The 15650-nt window shown below is 74.0% G+C and carries 13 protein-coding genes; 5 read left to right on the top strand and 8 right to left on the bottom strand.

The annotated features are described in order from the left end of the window. The first annotated feature begins 20 nt into the window (after window positions 1-20). From IW256_RS07575 to IW256_RS07585, 3 genes are all read left to right on the top strand, one after another. The gene (locus IW256_RS07575) at window positions 21-3398 is read left to right on the top strand and encodes an ATP-dependent helicase (RefSeq protein ID WP_197010273.1); all 3378 of its coding nucleotides are present in this window, start codon (window positions 21-23) and stop codon (window positions 3396-3398) included. 293 nt (window positions 3399-3691) lie between these two features. Further along, the gene (locus tag IW256_RS07580) at window positions 3692-4468 is read left to right on the top strand and encodes a class I SAM-dependent methyltransferase (protein WP_307828778.1); all 777 of its coding nucleotides are present in this window, start codon (window positions 3692-3694) and stop codon (window positions 4466-4468) included. A gap of 72 nt (window positions 4469-4540) precedes the next feature. Next, window positions 4541-4855: a hypothetical protein gene (locus IW256_RS07585; RefSeq protein ID WP_197010275.1), complete on the top strand. Its 315-nt coding sequence runs from the start codon at window positions 4541-4543 to the stop codon at window positions 4853-4855. Window positions 4856-4861: 6 nt separating this feature from the next. On the opposite strand, the gene IW256_RS07590 is transcribed toward IW256_RS07585, so the two are convergent. Then, a complete protein-coding gene (locus tag IW256_RS07590) occupies window positions 4862-6460 on the bottom strand; it encodes an AMP-binding protein (RefSeq protein WP_307828779.1) in 1599 nt (532 codons plus the stop codon). A 96-nt stretch (window positions 6461-6556) separates the two neighbouring features. Between IW256_RS07590 and IW256_RS07595 the strand changes: the two genes are divergently transcribed. Next, entirely contained in the window at window positions 6557-7018 is a 462-nt protein-coding gene (locus IW256_RS07595; RefSeq protein WP_197010276.1) for a hypothetical protein, read from the top strand. 98 nt (window positions 7019-7116) lie between these two features. Here the strand turns inward: IW256_RS07595 and IW256_RS07600 are convergent, their stop codons facing one another. From IW256_RS07600 to IW256_RS07625, 6 genes are all read right to left on the bottom strand, one after another. Continuing rightward, window positions 7117-7326, bottom strand: a complete 210-nt coding sequence (locus IW256_RS07600) for a hypothetical protein (RefSeq protein WP_197010277.1) — start codon at window positions 7324-7326, stop codon at window positions 7117-7119. A gap of 109 nt (window positions 7327-7435) precedes the next feature. Continuing rightward, complete coding sequence (locus tag IW256_RS07605) at window positions 7436-8494, bottom strand: trypsin-like serine peptidase (protein ID WP_231403695.1); 1059 nt, start codon at window positions 8492-8494, stop codon at window positions 7436-7438. 388 nt (window positions 8495-8882) lie between these two features. Continuing rightward, the gene (locus IW256_RS07610; protein ID WP_197010278.1) at window positions 8883-10025 is read right to left on the bottom strand and encodes a type III PLP-dependent enzyme; all 1143 of its coding nucleotides are present in this window, start codon (window positions 10023-10025) and stop codon (window positions 8883-8885) included. Then, window positions 10022-11758 carry an IucA/IucC family protein gene (locus IW256_RS07615; RefSeq protein WP_307828780.1) on the bottom strand — a complete coding sequence of 579 codons (1737 nt, stop codon included), beginning with the start codon at window positions 11756-11758 and terminating at the stop codon, window positions 10022-10024. The genes IW256_RS07610 and IW256_RS07615 overlap by 4 nt, the downstream gene beginning before the upstream one ends. Further along, window positions 11749-13314 (bottom strand): IucA/IucC family protein, encoded by a 1566-nt coding sequence (locus IW256_RS07620; protein WP_307828781.1) that lies wholly within the window; start codon window positions 13312-13314, stop codon window positions 11749-11751. Before IW256_RS07620 ends, IW256_RS07615 begins: the two co-directional genes overlap by 10 nt. Next, the gene (locus IW256_RS07625) at window positions 13311-14501 is read right to left on the bottom strand and encodes an ATP-grasp domain-containing protein (protein ID WP_197010279.1); all 1191 of its coding nucleotides are present in this window, start codon (window positions 14499-14501) and stop codon (window positions 13311-13313) included. Before IW256_RS07625 ends, IW256_RS07620 begins: the two co-directional genes overlap by 4 nt. A 130-nt stretch (window positions 14502-14631) precedes the next feature. Between IW256_RS07625 and IW256_RS07630 the strand changes: the two genes are divergently transcribed. After that, the gene (locus IW256_RS07630; protein ID WP_197010280.1) at window positions 14632-15252 is read left to right on the top strand and encodes an HD domain-containing protein; all 621 of its coding nucleotides are present in this window, start codon (window positions 14632-14634) and stop codon (window positions 15250-15252) included. Here IW256_RS07630 and IW256_RS07635 read toward each other — a convergent pair. Beyond that, window positions 15230-15514 carry a DUF4031 domain-containing protein gene (locus IW256_RS07635; RefSeq protein WP_197010281.1) on the bottom strand — a complete coding sequence of 95 codons (285 nt, stop codon included), beginning with the start codon at window positions 15512-15514 and terminating at the stop codon, window positions 15230-15232. The genes IW256_RS07630 and IW256_RS07635 overlap by 23 nt on opposite strands. Between the last annotated feature and the right edge of the window lie 136 nt (window positions 15515-15650).

The following is a 15650-nucleotide window of genomic DNA, read 5'->3' on the forward strand; positions in this document are numbered from 1 at the left end:
GGAGGGCACGGGGAGGGCGGGTGATCACTCCGGCGGAGCTGGCCCGGCTGCTGGAGATCCCCGAACCCACCGACGAGCAGGCACGGGTGATCCAGGCGCCGCTGGCGCCGATGGCGGTGATCGCGGGCGCCGGGTCGGGCAAGAGCGAGACGATGGCGGCCCGGGTGGTGTGGCTGGTCGCCAACGGGTTCGTCCGGCCCGAGCGCGTCCTCGGCCTCACCTTCACCCGCAAGGCCGCCGCCGAGCTGGGCGCCCGGGTGCGCCGCCGCCTCGACCGGCTGCGCGAGGTGCTGCCCGCCGACGAGCTGGCCCGGCTGGGCGGGGAGTCGCTGTTCGACGGCGAGCCGATGGTGTCGACCTACCACGCCTACGCCGCCCGCCTGTTCGGCGACCACGCGCTGCGCGAGGCGCTGGAGCCGACGATGCGGCTGATCTCCCCGGCGGTGGCCTGGCAGATCTGCTCGCGCGTGGTGGACGCCTACAACGGCCCCATGGACCGCATCGAATGGCAGCCCGACACCGTCACCAAGGCCGTGATGGAACTGGCCGGCGACCTGTCGGAGCACCTGCGCACCGCCGACGACGTCCGCAAGGTCGGCGCGTGGCTGGACGAGCGGTTCGCCGCGGTGCGCAAGCCGTTGAAGGCGCAGCGCGACATCCTGGCCAAGCACGCGGTCCGCGAGCAGATGATGCCGCTCATCGAGGCGTACCGCAGGGCCAAGTCCGACCGGGAGGTCATCGACCACGGCGACCAGATGGCCCTGGCCGCCCGCATCGCCCACCGGCACCCCGAGGTCGGGATGATCGAGCGGTCGCGGTTCTCGGTGGTGCTGCTGGACGAGTACCAGGACACCAGCCAGGCCCAGCTGGTCCTGCTGAAGTCGCTGTTCGGCGGGGGGCACCCGGTCACGGCGGTGGGCGACCCGTGCCAGTCCATCTACGGCTGGCGCGGGGCGAGCGCGGGCAACCTGCTGCGCTTCGCCCACGACTTCCCGTTGCAGGCTCCCGTCGCCGGACGCCGTCCGGACGCCTCGCCGGTGGTGCAGCTCAGCCGCAGCTTCCGCAACGGCGAGCAGATCCTGGAGGCGGCGGCGAAGGTCCAGGAGGAACTGCGGGCCGAGACGGCGTCCGTCCCCCGGCTGGTCCCGGGCGCGGGCCGCGAGGACCGCGGCCGGGTCGAGTGCGCCCTGCTGGAGACCGTCGAGGAGGAGGCGGACCGGATCGCCGCCCGGATCGCGCGGCTGATGGCCGGTGACCCGCACGTGGCGCCGGACGGCGGCCCGTGGACGGGGGAGGAGCCGCTGCGGTACGCCGACGTCGCGGTCCTCGCCCGCAAGCGGTCCCAGTTCCCGCTGATCCGGAAGGCGCTGGAGTCCCGCGGGATCCCGGTCGAGGTCGTGGGCCTGGGCGGGCTGCTGACCGTCCCCGAGGTGCAGGACGTGGTGGCCACCCTGCGGGTCATGCACGACCCCGCGGCGGGCGCCTCCCTCGCCCGGCTGCTGACCGGGCCGCGCTGGCGGCTGGGCCCCCGCGACCTGGTCGCCCTCGGCCGCCGCGCCCGCGCGCTGGCGCGGGAGGCCGCCCGCGACGTCACCCCGCCCGCGAACGGCGCCGACGACGAGGCGCCGCCCGCCGACGCCGCGGGGGAGCCGCCCGCCGACGAGGCCGACGACCCTCTCCGGCAGCTGGTGGGCGAGCTCAACCAGGAGACCGGCAGCCTGGTGGACGCCCTCGACGACCTGGGCCCGCCCGAGGCGTACTCCCCGGAGGGGTACGGCCGGCTGCGGCGGCTGCGCGACGAGCTGCGGCACCTGCGCGGCCAGGCCGGGCTGCCGCTGCCCGACCTGGTGAACGAGGTCGAGCGGACCCTCGGCCTGGACATCGAGGTCGCCGCCCGCTCCGGCCTCGACCCGGTCACCGCCCGCGCCGACCTGGACGCCTTCATCGACGCCGCCGCCACGTTCGCCGGCGACGCCGAGGACCCCACGCTGGGCGCGTTCCTGGCCTACCTCAAGGCCGCCGAGAGCGAGGAGTTCGGGCTGGAGGCCGGCCGGGTCGGCGAGACCGACAGCGTCAAGCTCCTCACCGTCCACGCCTCCAAGGGCCTGGAGTGGCCCGTCGTCATCGTGCCCGGCCTGTCGTTCGCGCCGCGCAAGGACGGCGGCCCGGCCAAGGGCTCGGTCTTCCCGTCCCCGCCGCAGGGCGCCACCCGCTGGACCGCCAACCCCCGCGTCCTGCCGTTCATGCTCCGCGGCGACCGCGCCGACCTGCCGGACCTGCGGGGCCTGGAGAAGGACGACCTGGCCGCGTTCGACGCCGCCTGCGCCGAACGCGACCTGCGCGAGGAACGCCGCCTGGCCTACGTCGCGGTGACCCGGGCGTCCAGCCTGCTGATCGTCACCGGCTACTGGTGGGGCGCGTCCGGCCGCCCGCTCGGCCCGTCCCCGTTCCTGGAGGAGGTCCGCCGGGTCTGCCTGGCCGGCGCCGGTTCGGTCGCGGTGTGGGCCGACCCGCCGGAAGAGGGCGCCGCCAATCCCCTGCTCGCCGAACCGGAGACCTCCGAGTGGCCCGCCGGGCAGGGCGCAGCCCAGGGCGACGCCACGTCCCGCGAACGGTACGACGCGATCGTCGAGGCCGCCCGGATGGTCGAGGACGCGATGCTCGGCCGCACCCGCCGCTGGGCGGGCGACTCCGGGCTGGCCGAGGCCGACCGCGCCCGGATGTCGGCGTGGGCCCGCGATGTGGAGCTGCTGCTGGCCGAACGCGACCGGGGCCGCGGTGGCGACGGCCTGCTGGTCGAGCTGCCCGCGCACCTGTCGGTCTCCTCGCTGGTGTCGCTGGCCCGCGACCCCGCGGCGCTGGCCCGCCAGATCCGCCGCCCGATGCCGCGCCCGCCCGCCCCGTACGCGCGCCGCGGCACCGCGTTCCACGCCTGGCTGGAGGGCCGCTGGGGGCAGCAGCGGCTGCTGGACCCCGACGAGCTGCCCGGCGCCGCCGACGAGGGCGCCGCCGACGACGGCGACCTGGAGGTGCTGCGGGAGAGCTTCGAGGCGTCGGAGTGGGCCGCCCGCGAGCCGCTCGACGTCGAGGTCCCGTTCGAGACGATCATCGGTGACCGGCTGGTGCGGGGCCGGATGGACGCCGTCTTCCGCGCGGGCGACGGCCGGTACGAGGTGGTGGACTGGAAGACCGGCCGCCCCCCGTCCGGCGAGGAGGCCCGTTTCGTCTCCGTCCAGCTCGCCGCGTACCGCCTGGCCTGGGCCGAGCTGGCGGGCGTCCCGGTCGAGCGGGTCAGCGCCGCCTTCCACTACGTGCGCGACAACGTCACCGTCCGCCCGGCCGATCTGCTGGACGCCGGCGGCCTCACCGCCCTCCTGGACGCGATCCCCGCGGTCTGACCCCTGTTCACGCTGCGTGTCATCGGAGATGATGCGCGCAACACCCCGTAGGCGAGCGGAGGACGGTCTTCTGGTTGAGGGAGCCGTGGGGCGCGGCGTCGCCTGGACTGAGGAGCGAGGGACGAGTGACGAGGGAAGGCGGCGCCTGAAGGCGCCCCGTAGGCGAGCGGAGGACGGTCTTCTGGTTGAGGGAGCCGTAGGGGCGCGGCGTCGCCTGGACTGAGGAGCGAGGGACGAGTGACGAGGGAAGGCGGCGCCTGAAGGCGCCCCGTAGGCGAGCGGAGGACACAGTGGTGGTGGCGCATGACGAGCGGGTCGTACGGGAGTTCTCCAAGCAGGCGGCGGGGTTCGGTGATCCACGGCTGAACGTGGCGTTCACCCGGCATCTGGGGCGGCTGGTGGCGTTCATGGAGCCGGAGCTGGATCTCGAGGACGTCGTGCTGGAGGTGGCGGCGGGGACGGGGCTGGTCTCGCGGGCGATCGCGCGGCGGGTCCGGCACGTGACGGCGCTCGACCTGACTCCGGCGATGCTGGCGCAGGGCAAGCGCGAGGCGGACCGGGACGCGATCACCAACATCACCTTCACGCGGGGCGACGCGGCCTCGCTGCCCTACGCGGACCGGTCGTTCACGCTGGTCGTCACCCGGTTCTCGCTGCATCAGGTGGCCGATCCGGAGGCCGTGGTGGCGGAGATGGCCCGGGTCAGCCGGCCCGGCGCGGCGCTGATCATCGCCGATCTGGTGCGGCCGGAGGGGCTGGCGGCCGATCCGGACCGGATCGAGCGGCTGCGGGACCCCTCGCACGGCGTCCTGCTCACCGAGGCGCGGGTCATCGAGCTGGTCACCGCGGCGGGGGCGGAGGTGCGGCGGGCCGAGCGGTTCGAGTTCTCCCGGCCGCTGGAGCCGTGGCTGGCGCTGGCGCACACCGAGCCGGAGGCCGCGGCGCAGATCCGCAAGGAGCTTGAGGCCGAGCTGGCGGGCGGGCCCGCCACCGGGATGCGGCCCGCGATGGTGGACGGCGAGCTGCACTTCACGCACTCCTACCTGTACCTCCACGCCAACGCCGCCTGATTCTGGAGATATGGGAGAGTTTTACGTGAGAAGCGGCGAGCCGCGTCGCACGTGTGTTCTATGTTGTCGAACATGAGTTCTGCGACTGTGCGCCCGGTGACCGGCCGGGAGCCCGCCGCGCTGGCGATGCGGATCGGTGTCGTGGCGGCCGAGGCCGCCCTGGCCACGTTCGCCCGCAACCTCGACCTGGACGAGATCGCCGACGGCGATGTCGACTTCCGCGGGGCGATCGGCCCGGCGGAGTGGCCGGTGTTCTCGCTGGTGATCGACACGCTGGCGGAGGCCGACCCGGGGGACGAGCGGCCGCTGGACGAGCGGCGCGTGGACGCCCTCAACGACCTCGCGCGCATCTGCATGGCCGCCAAGCGGCGTACCGGGGGCGCCTGACGGCCGTCAGGAGGGCAGTCCCCGGGCCTGGACCTTCCCTGTGCTGGTCCGGGGCAGCTCGTCCACGAAGTGCACCTCGCGCGGCACCTTGTACCGCGCGAGGTGCTCCTTCACGTGGGCCTTGAGGGCGTCCCCGGTCACGGTGGCGCCGGGGGCCCGCACGACGTACGCGGCCAGCCGCTGATCGAACGCCGTGTCGTCCACGCCGGTGACCGAGACCTCCGCCACGCCGGGGTGCCGGCCCAGCAGTTCCTCGACCTCGCCCGGGAAGACGTTCTCGCCACCCGACACGATCATGTCGTCTGCCCGCCCGTCGACGAAGAGCCGCCCGTCCGCGTCGAAGTGGCCGAGGTCGCCGGTGCCGGTCAGCCCGCCGCGGACCCGCTTGCCGCCGCCCCCGGTGTATCCGGCGAAGCGCAGCCCGCCGCCGGTGTAGATCTCGCCGACCTCGCCGGCGGGCAGTTCCCGGCCGTCCTCGCCGAGGATCCTGACGGTGAGCCGGAACGACGGCCGGCCGACCGTTCCCGGGGCCTCCCGCAGGTCCTGGGGCGTGGCGATGGTCGCCCAGCCGGTCTCGGTAGCGCCGTACACGTTGCGGAGGACGTCGCCGAAGGCGTCCATGAACTCCTCCGACAGGTGCGGGTGGAGGGCGGAGCCGCCGCAGACCACCACGCGCAGCGACGCGGGGCGCGGGCCGTCCGGGACGTCCAGCATCCGCCGCAGCATCACCGGCACCGCGACCAGCGTCTCCGCCCGGTGCTCCTCGATCGCCTCCAGGGTCCGTTCCGGGTCGAACCGGCGTGACAGCACCAGGGGGGTGCCCAGGCCCAGCCCGACCGTCATGTACGCGAACCCGAGGACGTGGAACAGCGGCGGCGCGATCACCATCGGGGCTCCGGAACGTATCGGGACCCGGGCCATGTGGGTGAGCGCCACCGGCAGCAGGCGGCCGATCGAGAGGTCGTGCCGGGCGCCCTTGGGCGTCCCGGTGGTGCCGGAGGTGAGCACGATCACCCTGCCGGTGCGCGTGCCGGTCCGGGCGGGGCGCGCCGGCCCGCGCTCCGCGAGCGCGTCGATCGTCTCTTCCGCCGTCCCCTCGTGCCAGGCGAGGATCCGCCGCCCGCCGAACGAGGACGCCCGTACCACGTCGCCGAACTCCTCGTCGTGGATCAGCAGTTCCACGCCTTCGCGTTCGGCGACCTCGCCGAGTTGCGGGGCGGAGAAGTCGGTGTTGAGGAGCACCACGTCATGGCCGATCCGGGACGCAGCCAGCACCGCCTCGGCGAAGCCCCGGTGGTTGCGGCACAGCACGCCGATCCGCCCGCCGGTGAGCCGCTCGCCCAGCGCGGCGGCGAGCCCCGCGGCCCGCCTGTCCAGTTCCGCGTACGTCAGCGTGCCGCGCTCGTCGATGATCGCGGTCCGGCCGGGGAAGCGCAGCGCGGCCATCGCCCCGATCGTGGCCGGCGCCGGGCCGTAACGCAGGTAGGGCAGGGGCATCCGCACGGCCCGGTCGGGGCGGACGGGGTGCAGCGCGCCCGTGTCCCGTACCGCTCGTACGGCGCGCGTTCCCAGGTCCGCCATGGTTCGCATCCGGTCGAGCAGCACTGCGCCTCTCCTCTTGTACGGGGGAGAGCCCATACCCGGCCTGACCGCCGATATGTGGCCATGGCCGCCCCGGCCGGTGTGGCTTAATCTGAATCGATGTCGAACCTCGCCAAGCCCGCCGTCCACGTGCAGCCCCAGACCCGGCACCTCGCCTCCGGGCTGGTCGCCGAGGGCAAGCTGGTCCAGGCCGTCAAACTGGTGCGCGGAGCGACCGGCCTCGACCTCAGGAGCGCCAAGGAGTACGTCGACACGCTGAAGCTGGAGTACCTCGCCAGGGGCGTCCCCCCGGAGGTCGAGACGGCCGCCCTGGATCTGATCGCCAAGGGCGAGCCGGGGGAGGCGGCCAAGGAGGTGCGGCGCCGTACGCATCTCGGCTCCCGCGACGCCAAGCTGTACGTTGAGGCGATGCGTGCCGGGTACGGGAGGGGGCGGTCGCTGTCGGACCGCGTCCGTGCCTTCACGGCGGTGGAGGACTACGCCTCGGCGATCGCGGTCGTCCAGGACGAGACCGGCATGACCCGCGAGGAGGCCGAGCGGTTCGTCACCTCGCTGGACTGACGGGCCGCGGCGCCGGGAGCGGTGCCCGGGGCGAGGGCCTGTCTCGAAGTGGCTCAGCCACCGCGCGAGCGCCGTGGGCCGGGACTATGAAGTACGGCCTATCCGTCGTCTTCGGGCATGGGGGCGGGGCGCGCGTCGCGCATGCGCTGGGGCGTCCAGTAACCGTCGTCGGGGGCGGGCTGGACGCGGCTCTCGCCGGTGCCGTGGACGGGCGGGGGCGGCGGGCCGGCCGCGGCCGACCTGACCGCGACGACACCGGCGGCCACGGCCGCCGCCCCGGCGATCAGCAGGATGGTGGAGCGTTTCATGGCCGATCCTCTCGTCGGGAGTCCTCCCTGGTGGGAGGGTGCCCGCCGGGCCACCGTAGCGCGGTGGCCCGGCGGGGACGTGCCGGGTGAGCTCACCCTCGCGGACGGGTCAGGTGACTCCGCCCTGGGCGTCGAACATCGCCTTGACCGCGTTGTCGAAGTAGGGGCTGCGGTTCCAGCCGCCCGAGGAGATGGTGCTCATCGTCCCGTTGACGTACCCGAGCCCGTTGGAGTCGTTGTACTGCCGCAGCCAGGGGCCGCCGCTGGAGCCGCCGCCGAAGTCGCACCGGAGCTGGATCCGCCCGTCGATGACGGGTGAGGTGGTGCCCTGGCAGACCCACTGGATCTGGCCGTTGTCGCGGTTGCCGGGGTAGCCGAACACCGTCATCGCGGTGGTGCGCGGCCAGTTCCACTGGAGCCCGTTGCCGCCGACCACGTTGACGAGCTTCTTGCCGTCCTGCGGCCAGGTCGTCACCATGCCCACGTCCCGGCGCAGGTCGCCGTTGTTGATCCAGGCATTGAACGCGCGGAACTGCTTGGCGGCGAACGTGCCGAACGGGCGGGCGCCGTTGCGGTAGCGGGGCACGAAGGTCCAGTTCAGCATCCAGCCGCCGCCGTCGCCCTCATGGACGCAGTGCCCGGCCGTGACCACCAGCTGCCGGGACGAGCTGTTGAGCGCGGCCGCCGAGCAGGCCCAGTCGCCGCCGCTGGGCTTCCTGAAGAAGACCTTGCCCACGGCCGCGCTGTCGTTGATCTTGGCTTCGAGGGTGCGGTCGCCGCCGGCGAGTGCCCGGGCCCCGGCCCTGATCGCGGCCGGGTCGACGGCCCGTGCCGGGGCGTGGGAGCCGGGCCGCCCCGAGGGACGGCCGGCGGGCGCGGGCGCGGGCGCGGTTGCGGGCGCGGGTGCGGCCACCCGGTCCTCGGGAGCCGGTACGGGCCTGGCCCGGCGCATCCGCTCGGCGGTCCAGTACGAGCCGACCTTCTTCGCGGCGGCGGCCGAGTCCACGCGGGCGCCGTCCGACGTCCGGGCGGTCGCGGCGGTCGTCGTGTCCGGGGCGGGCGGCGCGGGCGGGGCGGGCGCGGCGGCCCGCGCCGGGGCGGCCAGCCCCGCCGTCACCGTGGCGGTGGCCATCACCACGGACGCGATCTTGCCTGGTATCCGATGCATGCTGCTCCTTGCCGAGATTCCATCGACCTCCTGGTCTCCCGAAATTAAAAGCCGCTGCGGACCCGATTTCCCAGATGGTGGGGTGTCCTTAAGTGGACAGGGTGAATTGTAGTTGTTTGTGGGTGAATGCCGTCTATTAATGATCGACTGGCCGGGTCCGGTCAGGAGCCTGATGAATGGCCTGAGAATTCATCTGAAGTCTCGGCGTTTGCCTGCTCTGCTTGTGGTATCGGCCCTGGTCAGGTGTCGAATCATGGCCTTCGGGGCGTGTCGGGCCGCCTGTCTCGTGGGGGTGGGTTCCGTGGGGTGAGGGGGATTATGAATCGGTGGAAGCGAAAAGAGGCTCCCCGGGTACATGGTCTTGCCTAGTGCATTTTTGTGGCGTGCTTCATTGGCTGGCGCCGGCGGGGAAAGAGTTCTGTCCCTCCCGGGTCGGAAGGTAGCGGAACGCGGGTTTGGGGTGCATCAGGAAGTCGTGGTGGGAGATGTTCCAGGCGTAGGCCCCGGCCATGGCGAAGGCGATGATGTCGCCAGGGCGAAGGTGCGGGACGGGCACGTCGTGGGCGAAGACGTCCTTGGGCGTGCAGAGCTGGCCGACGAGGGTGGCGCGCCGGCAGGGCTCGCCTTCCGCGGTGAGGACGGTGAAGGGCTGGTCGTGGCCCTTGGTGACGGGCGTGCGCAGGTGATGGGTGCCCCCGCGCAGGACGGCGTAGGTCTCGCCGCGCGTGCTCTTCACGTCGAGCACGTCGGTGACGTACCACCCGTGGTAGGCGGTCAGGGCGCGGCCCGGTTCGATGCGGAGCCGGGCGGGCACCGCGGGGAGGCCGGCGGCGTAGCCCTTCCAGTCGAAGCGGCTCTCGGGGGAGCGGTAGTCCACCGCCATGCCGCCGCCCAGGTTGATCTCGGGGGCGTCCACGCCGTGCGCCTCCAGCCAGGGGAGGGCCCATTCGATGATCCGCTCCGCGAGGTCGAGCATCGCGGGGGCGTCCAGGCCGGAGGCCAGGTGGGCGTGGACGCCGTGGAGGGTGAGCCGGGGGTTGCGCGCGATCGTTCGCGCGCACGCGTCGAGGGCCTCCTCGTCCATGCCGAACGGGCCGCTCATCTGCAAGGCGGCGCCCGGTGTACGGAAGGGGAGGTTGACGCGCAGGAGGATGCCCACGGGGCGGGCCGTCTCCACCAGTCGCGCCAGCTCGTTCGGGCTCTCCACGTGGACGCGCTCCACGCCGAGGTCGTGGGCCAGGGCCAGTTCCTCGTCGGTCTTGCCGGGGCCGCCGAACGCAAGGCGGGCGTCCGGCAGTGTCGCGCGGACGTGGGCCAGCTCGCCGCCCGAGGAGATCTCGACGCCGTCCATATGCGGGGCGAGGGCGCGCAGTACGGCGGGGTCCGGGTTGGCCTTGGCGGCGTAGAACAGTTCGGGGCCGTCCGGGCCGAGGGCACCGCGGACGGATCCGGCGTGGTCGCTCAGGCCGGCGAGGTCGTACACGTACGCGGGGAAGCGGTCGATGCCGCGCATGTAGCTGAAGGGATTCATCGGTCCGCGAAGGGGTTGGGGACGGGGACGTAGGTGGCGGTGCGGTCCGCCGTACGGGACCAGCGGGCGCGCAGGTTGGCCTTGGCGGGGAACGGGACCCCGGCCAGGAGGGCGCGCATCTGGGGGTGGTCTCCGCATGCGGCGAAGTGGTGCCGGGCGGCGGGCCACAGGGCGCGGTCGAGGTCCGGGTGGAGGTCGGCGACGGCCGCCGCGATCTCGGTCAGGTGGTTGACCAGGAGGCAGTACACCACGCGGTTCCAGGCGCGGCCCTGGTCGTAGGTGACGGCGTCGCGGACGCGCGGGGGGACGTCGCCCAGCCGGTCCTGCCAGGCGGTGGTGAGCTTGGTGCCCTCCAGGTCGCGGAAGGCGGTCTCGACGGGCATGCCGTCGTCGTCCACGGCCACCAGGACGTTCTGGAGGTGGGCCTCCAGGACGACCCCGTGCCTCAGGTAGGCGGTGAGGACGGGCCGCGCGACACGTTCGACGTAGGCGTCCCACCAGGCGAGGGCGCCGTCGGCCGTGGCGAGGGCCGGGAGCGCGGCGAGGGTGGTGCCGTAGGGGTCGGCCAGGGCGGCGGCCAGGAGCGGCGTGCCGGCGAGCGCGCCCACCCCCTGGCGCAGGATCACCCCGAGCCCTTCGTGCAGCCGCAGGTCGGCCAGGGCGACGCTGCGGTACGCGGGTTCGGCCAGGAACGTGCAGCCGTCCAGCGCGGCGAAGAGGGGCCGGACGATCCGGTCGAGGGTCACCGCGCCGGTCAGCTCGTACCAGGCGTTCTTGCGGACGCAGTTGGTGATGCGGATGTCCAGGCTGAACTTGCAGAACACGTCGGCGGCGGGAACGTAGGCCGTCCGGACCGAGGACGTGGGGGCCATCTCCGGGGCGGCGGGCCCGAGGTCGCGCAGGAGCCCTGCGCCGAAGGCCCGGCGGAGTACGGGACGATCGGCCAGGAGCCCGAGCTGCCAGGGGTGCGCGGGCAGCAGCCGGTGCCCGGGAGGCGGGGGCGGTGCCAGCTTTTCCAAGGGGCCGAACGCGCTGGGGTCGCCCTCCTCGACGAGGAGGTCCTCACGTACGGCGAGCCAATGCGGCTGGAAGCGGGCCCTGGTCTCCGGCGCGTACGGCAGCCATTGGGCGGGCGTGCCCTGGCGCGCCTTGGGGGACGGGTGGAAACGGTGGCCGGAGAGCAGGGACTGTTCCGACTCCACATAGGCGGAGTGCGGGCCTTCGTCCCGGGGTTCGCGGCGGGCGTCGAGGATGGCGGCCAGGGTGCCGTGGCTGTCGCGTACCTGGGTGAGGAACTCGGGGTTGGCCTGTCCGGTGGCGAGTTCCAGTTCGCCCGCGACCAGATCGGCCAGGCGTTCCCAGCCGGCGGCGATCCAGGTGGTCCCGCGGCTCTCCTCGAACGGTGGGGCGAGCCGGTAGGTGGGGCCGACCGGGGGCCGGGCCAGGCCGGCGCGCAGCGTGACCCCGGCGCGAGGGAGCCGCGCCACCAGCCACCCGCCGCCGCTCCCGCCGTCCCCGCCGCTCCCGCCGCTCCCGCCGTTCCCGCCGTTCCCGCCGTTCCCGCCGCTTCCGCCGTTCCCGCCGCTTCCGCCGTTCCCGCCGTTTCCGCGGGCCCTGCCGTCCCCGTCGGTCCAGACCTGCCGCTCGGGCGCGCACACCTCCCTGATCAGGCAGTTCAGCAGCGCGGTGGCGGTGGCGTCGGCGGCGGTGAGCGCGGGTCGTGTCAGCAGCACGTGTCGTCCCGAAGGTAGTTGGGCCCCGGCGGGCCGTAGTGCTTGTTGATGTCGGCGGAGCCGGTGCGGGCCTTGTCGACGAGGGTCCCGGCGGTGACCATCGCCTTGGCCGGCAGGGTCGCGGCGTCCAGGGTGCGGGCCCGCAGGAACGCGTCCCGCGGGCCGAGCGCCGCGTCGAGCCGGTCCCTGATCATCGCCAGGCCGGTCCGCAGCGGCAGCAGCCCCCGCGCGGCCAGCCCGAAGGCGGGCGCGGCGGCGCACAGATGGAGGGTGATGGTGACGAAGACCCGGGCCAGCGCCTCGGGGTCCCGCGTCGCCATCCGGGGGTCGGTGAACGCGCCGTCGGGGTGGGCGCCGTCCCCGAGCACGAGGGTCCCGTCGTAGTCCTTGACGAGCAGCTTGAGGTCGCCGCCGTCGCCGCCGTCGCCGCCGTCGCCGAGGACCAGGGACACGTTCTGCTGGTGGGCCTCCAGCGCGATGCCGTGCCGGAAGAGGACGACGTTCCAGGACAGCAGGGCGTCCAGGTAGGCGCCGAAGAGCGCGGGCACGTCCCACCGCTCGATGACCGACCCGCCGTCCGGCGCGGGCGCGAGCAGCGCCGCGACGGGAATCACGTGGGCGCGCGCCGTCTCGGGCGGGAAACGCCGCACCATGTAGGCGAGCAGGGGCGAGCCGGCGTGCCCGTAGGTCTGCTCGTCGGCGAGCAGGACGGGCAGGTCCGGTTCCTGTGCCAGAACGCGCCGCAGGAGCCGTTCGGCCAGCGCGCCGTCGGGGAGGGTGCGCGGAACGATGGTCCGCCGGTTACGGAGACCGAGCGTGCTGGTGGGGAGCGGCACCTTGATGTGGGTGAGGCCCCCGTCGACCCCTCGAACGGCCATGGTGCGCATGGACAGGGTCGGCGAGACCGTCAGGTACGGATCCGGGACGATGCTCACCCCGTCGAGGTGGGGGACGGTAAGGGGATGCACCGGGAACAGGCCGTCGCCCGGCCACCACTCCGGCCGCTCGCCCTCTTCCGTCCCCTGGCCCTGTGGTACGGCGGCCCAGCGCATCTGGAACGTGGGGGCGAACTCGGGCGCGTAGCCCTCCAGCTCGTCCAGGCTCAGCCCGATCCTGCACCGGCCCATCGGGTGGACGGGGTGGTCGGTGTACGCGGCAAGGGTCTCGTAGTACGTGCCGGGGCCGCGGCGCAGTTCGTCGGGGAGGCGGGCGAGCCGCCGTAGTACGGCGGGACGGGCCGACTCGTGCAGCCGTACCGTCGCCAGGGCCTCGCGGCACTCGCGCTCGAAGGCCGCCACGTCGTCACGCGGGTCGGCCAGGCGCCTCACCAGCGCGATGACGTCGTCCAGGCGCAACCCCGGCGCCGGATCCACCACCTGCCCGGACAGGAATCCCGGGTGGAGACCGCCGGAGGGCGCCCGGTCGCCGCCGTCCAGTAAGGGCACGCGTGTCCCGGGCGCCTCCAGGACGTTCCCGCGGACGAAGCGGCGCAGGCCCGCGTAGTCCTCGCGCAGCAGCGCGTCCAGCACCCGCGCGGCCAGGGCGGCCTCGTTCACGCGATCGTCCAGGCGTGGGCGGCGCGGAAGCGGGCGACCGCGGACTCGACCTCGGCCCGGGACGGCCCGATGGCACGGATCGTGCCGAGGTAGTCGCGGTTGGTGCGGGTGAGCGCGACCCGTTCGCCGACCGGGCGCTGCGGCCGGTACGACAGCCGGACCGCCCCGTCGGCCAGCTCGACCGCGCCGGGCGCGGCGGTGAGGACGCCGGGACGGTCGGCGAGGACCACGTCGGCGACCGCGTGCCGTCCCTCGCCCGCCGGTCCGGGCAGGTCGGCGCGCAGGTCGGCGGGCAGCCGCTCGCCCAGGTGGACGCCGAGGACCAGGTCGAAGAGCGGGACGCCGAGCAGGTCGGCCATGAGGAAGTCGCAGTGGTCGCCGATCAGCCGGTAGTTGACCTCGATCAGCCGGGCGCGGCCCTCATGCACCACGAACTCGGTGTGGCAGGCGCCCAACCCGACGCCCAGGGCCTCCAGCTGCGCGAGGACCTGCCCGGCCTCGGGAGGCGGCGGTGCCCATTCGAGGCGTTCCTCGATGAAGTGCGGGGGCGGTGAGAGCCTCGTCCGGAACGAGCCGAGGACGTGGATCGTGTGCCCGTCGCCGAGCGTCTCCAGGGTGTGCAGGTCCCCGGGCAGGTACTCCTCGGCCACCAGGGCGTCCGGCCTGCGGGCGCGGACCTCCTCGCGCCGGGCGGCCAGTTCGGCGGCGTCGTGCACGAGGAAGACGTCCTCGCTGGCCACCCCCTCGCGCGGCTTGAGCACCAGGGGGTAGGGGGCGTCGCGGGGGACCCGGTCGGCGTCCGCCGAGAAGACGGGGTCGAGCGCGGCCAGGTGGCGGCGCATGAGGGCCTTGTTCTTGGTCCGGGTCGCGGCCCTCCAGTCCTTGCCCGGCAGCCCGAGGTAGGCGGCGGCGAGCGCGGTCGGGGCCTGCAGGAAGTCGCTGTTGGAGAAGAGCGCCGCGGGCTCGCCGCGCGCGACGATCTCCCGGTAGTCGGTGACGTCGCACCCGGTGATCGGGCCGTCGAAGACCTCGGCGTGCTCGTCCGGCCGGTCGGTGAGGAGCGCCACCGCCAGGCCGCGGCCGGCGGCCAGCCGGGCGGCGGCGGGCAGGAACCCGGAGGTCACCGAGTCGGTGACCTTCCCGGCGACCAGGACGAGGGAGTGCGAGAGCGAGTGCGGGGCGCCCACGGCCGACCTTCCAGAGAATGAGGTAAGGCTTGCCTAACTCGAAGTGATCACCATAGTGGCGCCGCCCCGGTCCCGGCGCAAGCACGGAGGCGCGCGTGTCTTCGCCGCCCGGGTCCGCCAGGATGAGGGCATGGATCTCGTTGATCGTTGGGTCGCCCTCGCGGGCCCGCAGGCGCGGCGGATCGGGGCCGACCTCGACGCGCGCTACGGCGAGGAGCACCGCCGCTACCACACGCGCGAGCACCTGGCGGCCGTCCTCGACCTCGTGGACGAGCTGGCCGGCCACGCCGACGACCCCGACACGGTACGGCTGGCCGCCTGGTTCCACGACGCCGTCTACGATCCCGAACGCGCCGACAACGAGGAGCGCAGCGCCCGCCTGGCCGGGCGGATGCTCGCCGACACCGACCTGTCACCGGACGCGGTGGCCGAGGTTGTCCGGCTGGTGGAGCTGACCGCGACGCACGCCCCCGCCGAGGGCGACCGCAACGGCCAGGTGCTGTGCGACGCCGACCTGGCGATCCTGGGCGCCGGCCCCGAGCGGTACGCCGCGTACGCCGCCGCCGTCCGGGAGGAGTACGGGTTCGTCCCCGAGGGGTTCTTCCGGGCGGGCCGGGCCGAGGTGCTCAGGTCGCTGCTGGACCTCCCGGTGCTCTTTCACACCCCCGAGGCCCGCGAGCGGTTCGAGGTCTCCGCCCGCCGCAACATCGAGACCGAGCTGATGCTGCTCAGCGCGGGCCCGTCCGGGTGAGGGACGGGTCGAACTTGCGGCGGCGCAGCCCGGCCAGGGTCAGCCTCCGCAGCAGTTCCTGGCAGCCGACCTCCGCGGCACCCAGGGTGACCGCGGCGCGGTAGAGCTCCGAGGGCACGTCGTAGTGGTCGCGCTCGAACGCCCGCGGGGGCAGGCCCAGATCGGCCGCGAACGTGTGCAGCTCCTCGAACGACACGTCGCTCACCATGTGCGACCACACCCGTCCGCGCGCGGGCCACAAGGGCGGGTCGATGAGGATCACGGTGCCTCCCGGCGTTCGTCGGCCGCTCCAGTCCTACGTCCGCGCGGGCCCTCTCCGCAAACCGGCGGGCGGCCCTGGACGGCCCTGGATTCGGAGGCGGCGCGCCGATGGGCCAGGATCGGTGACGGCGATTCTC

The sequence above is a fragment of the Actinomadura viridis genome (assembly GCF_015751755.1).
GTDB lineage: Bacteria > Actinomycetota > Actinomycetes > Streptosporangiales > Streptosporangiaceae > Spirillospora > Spirillospora viridis.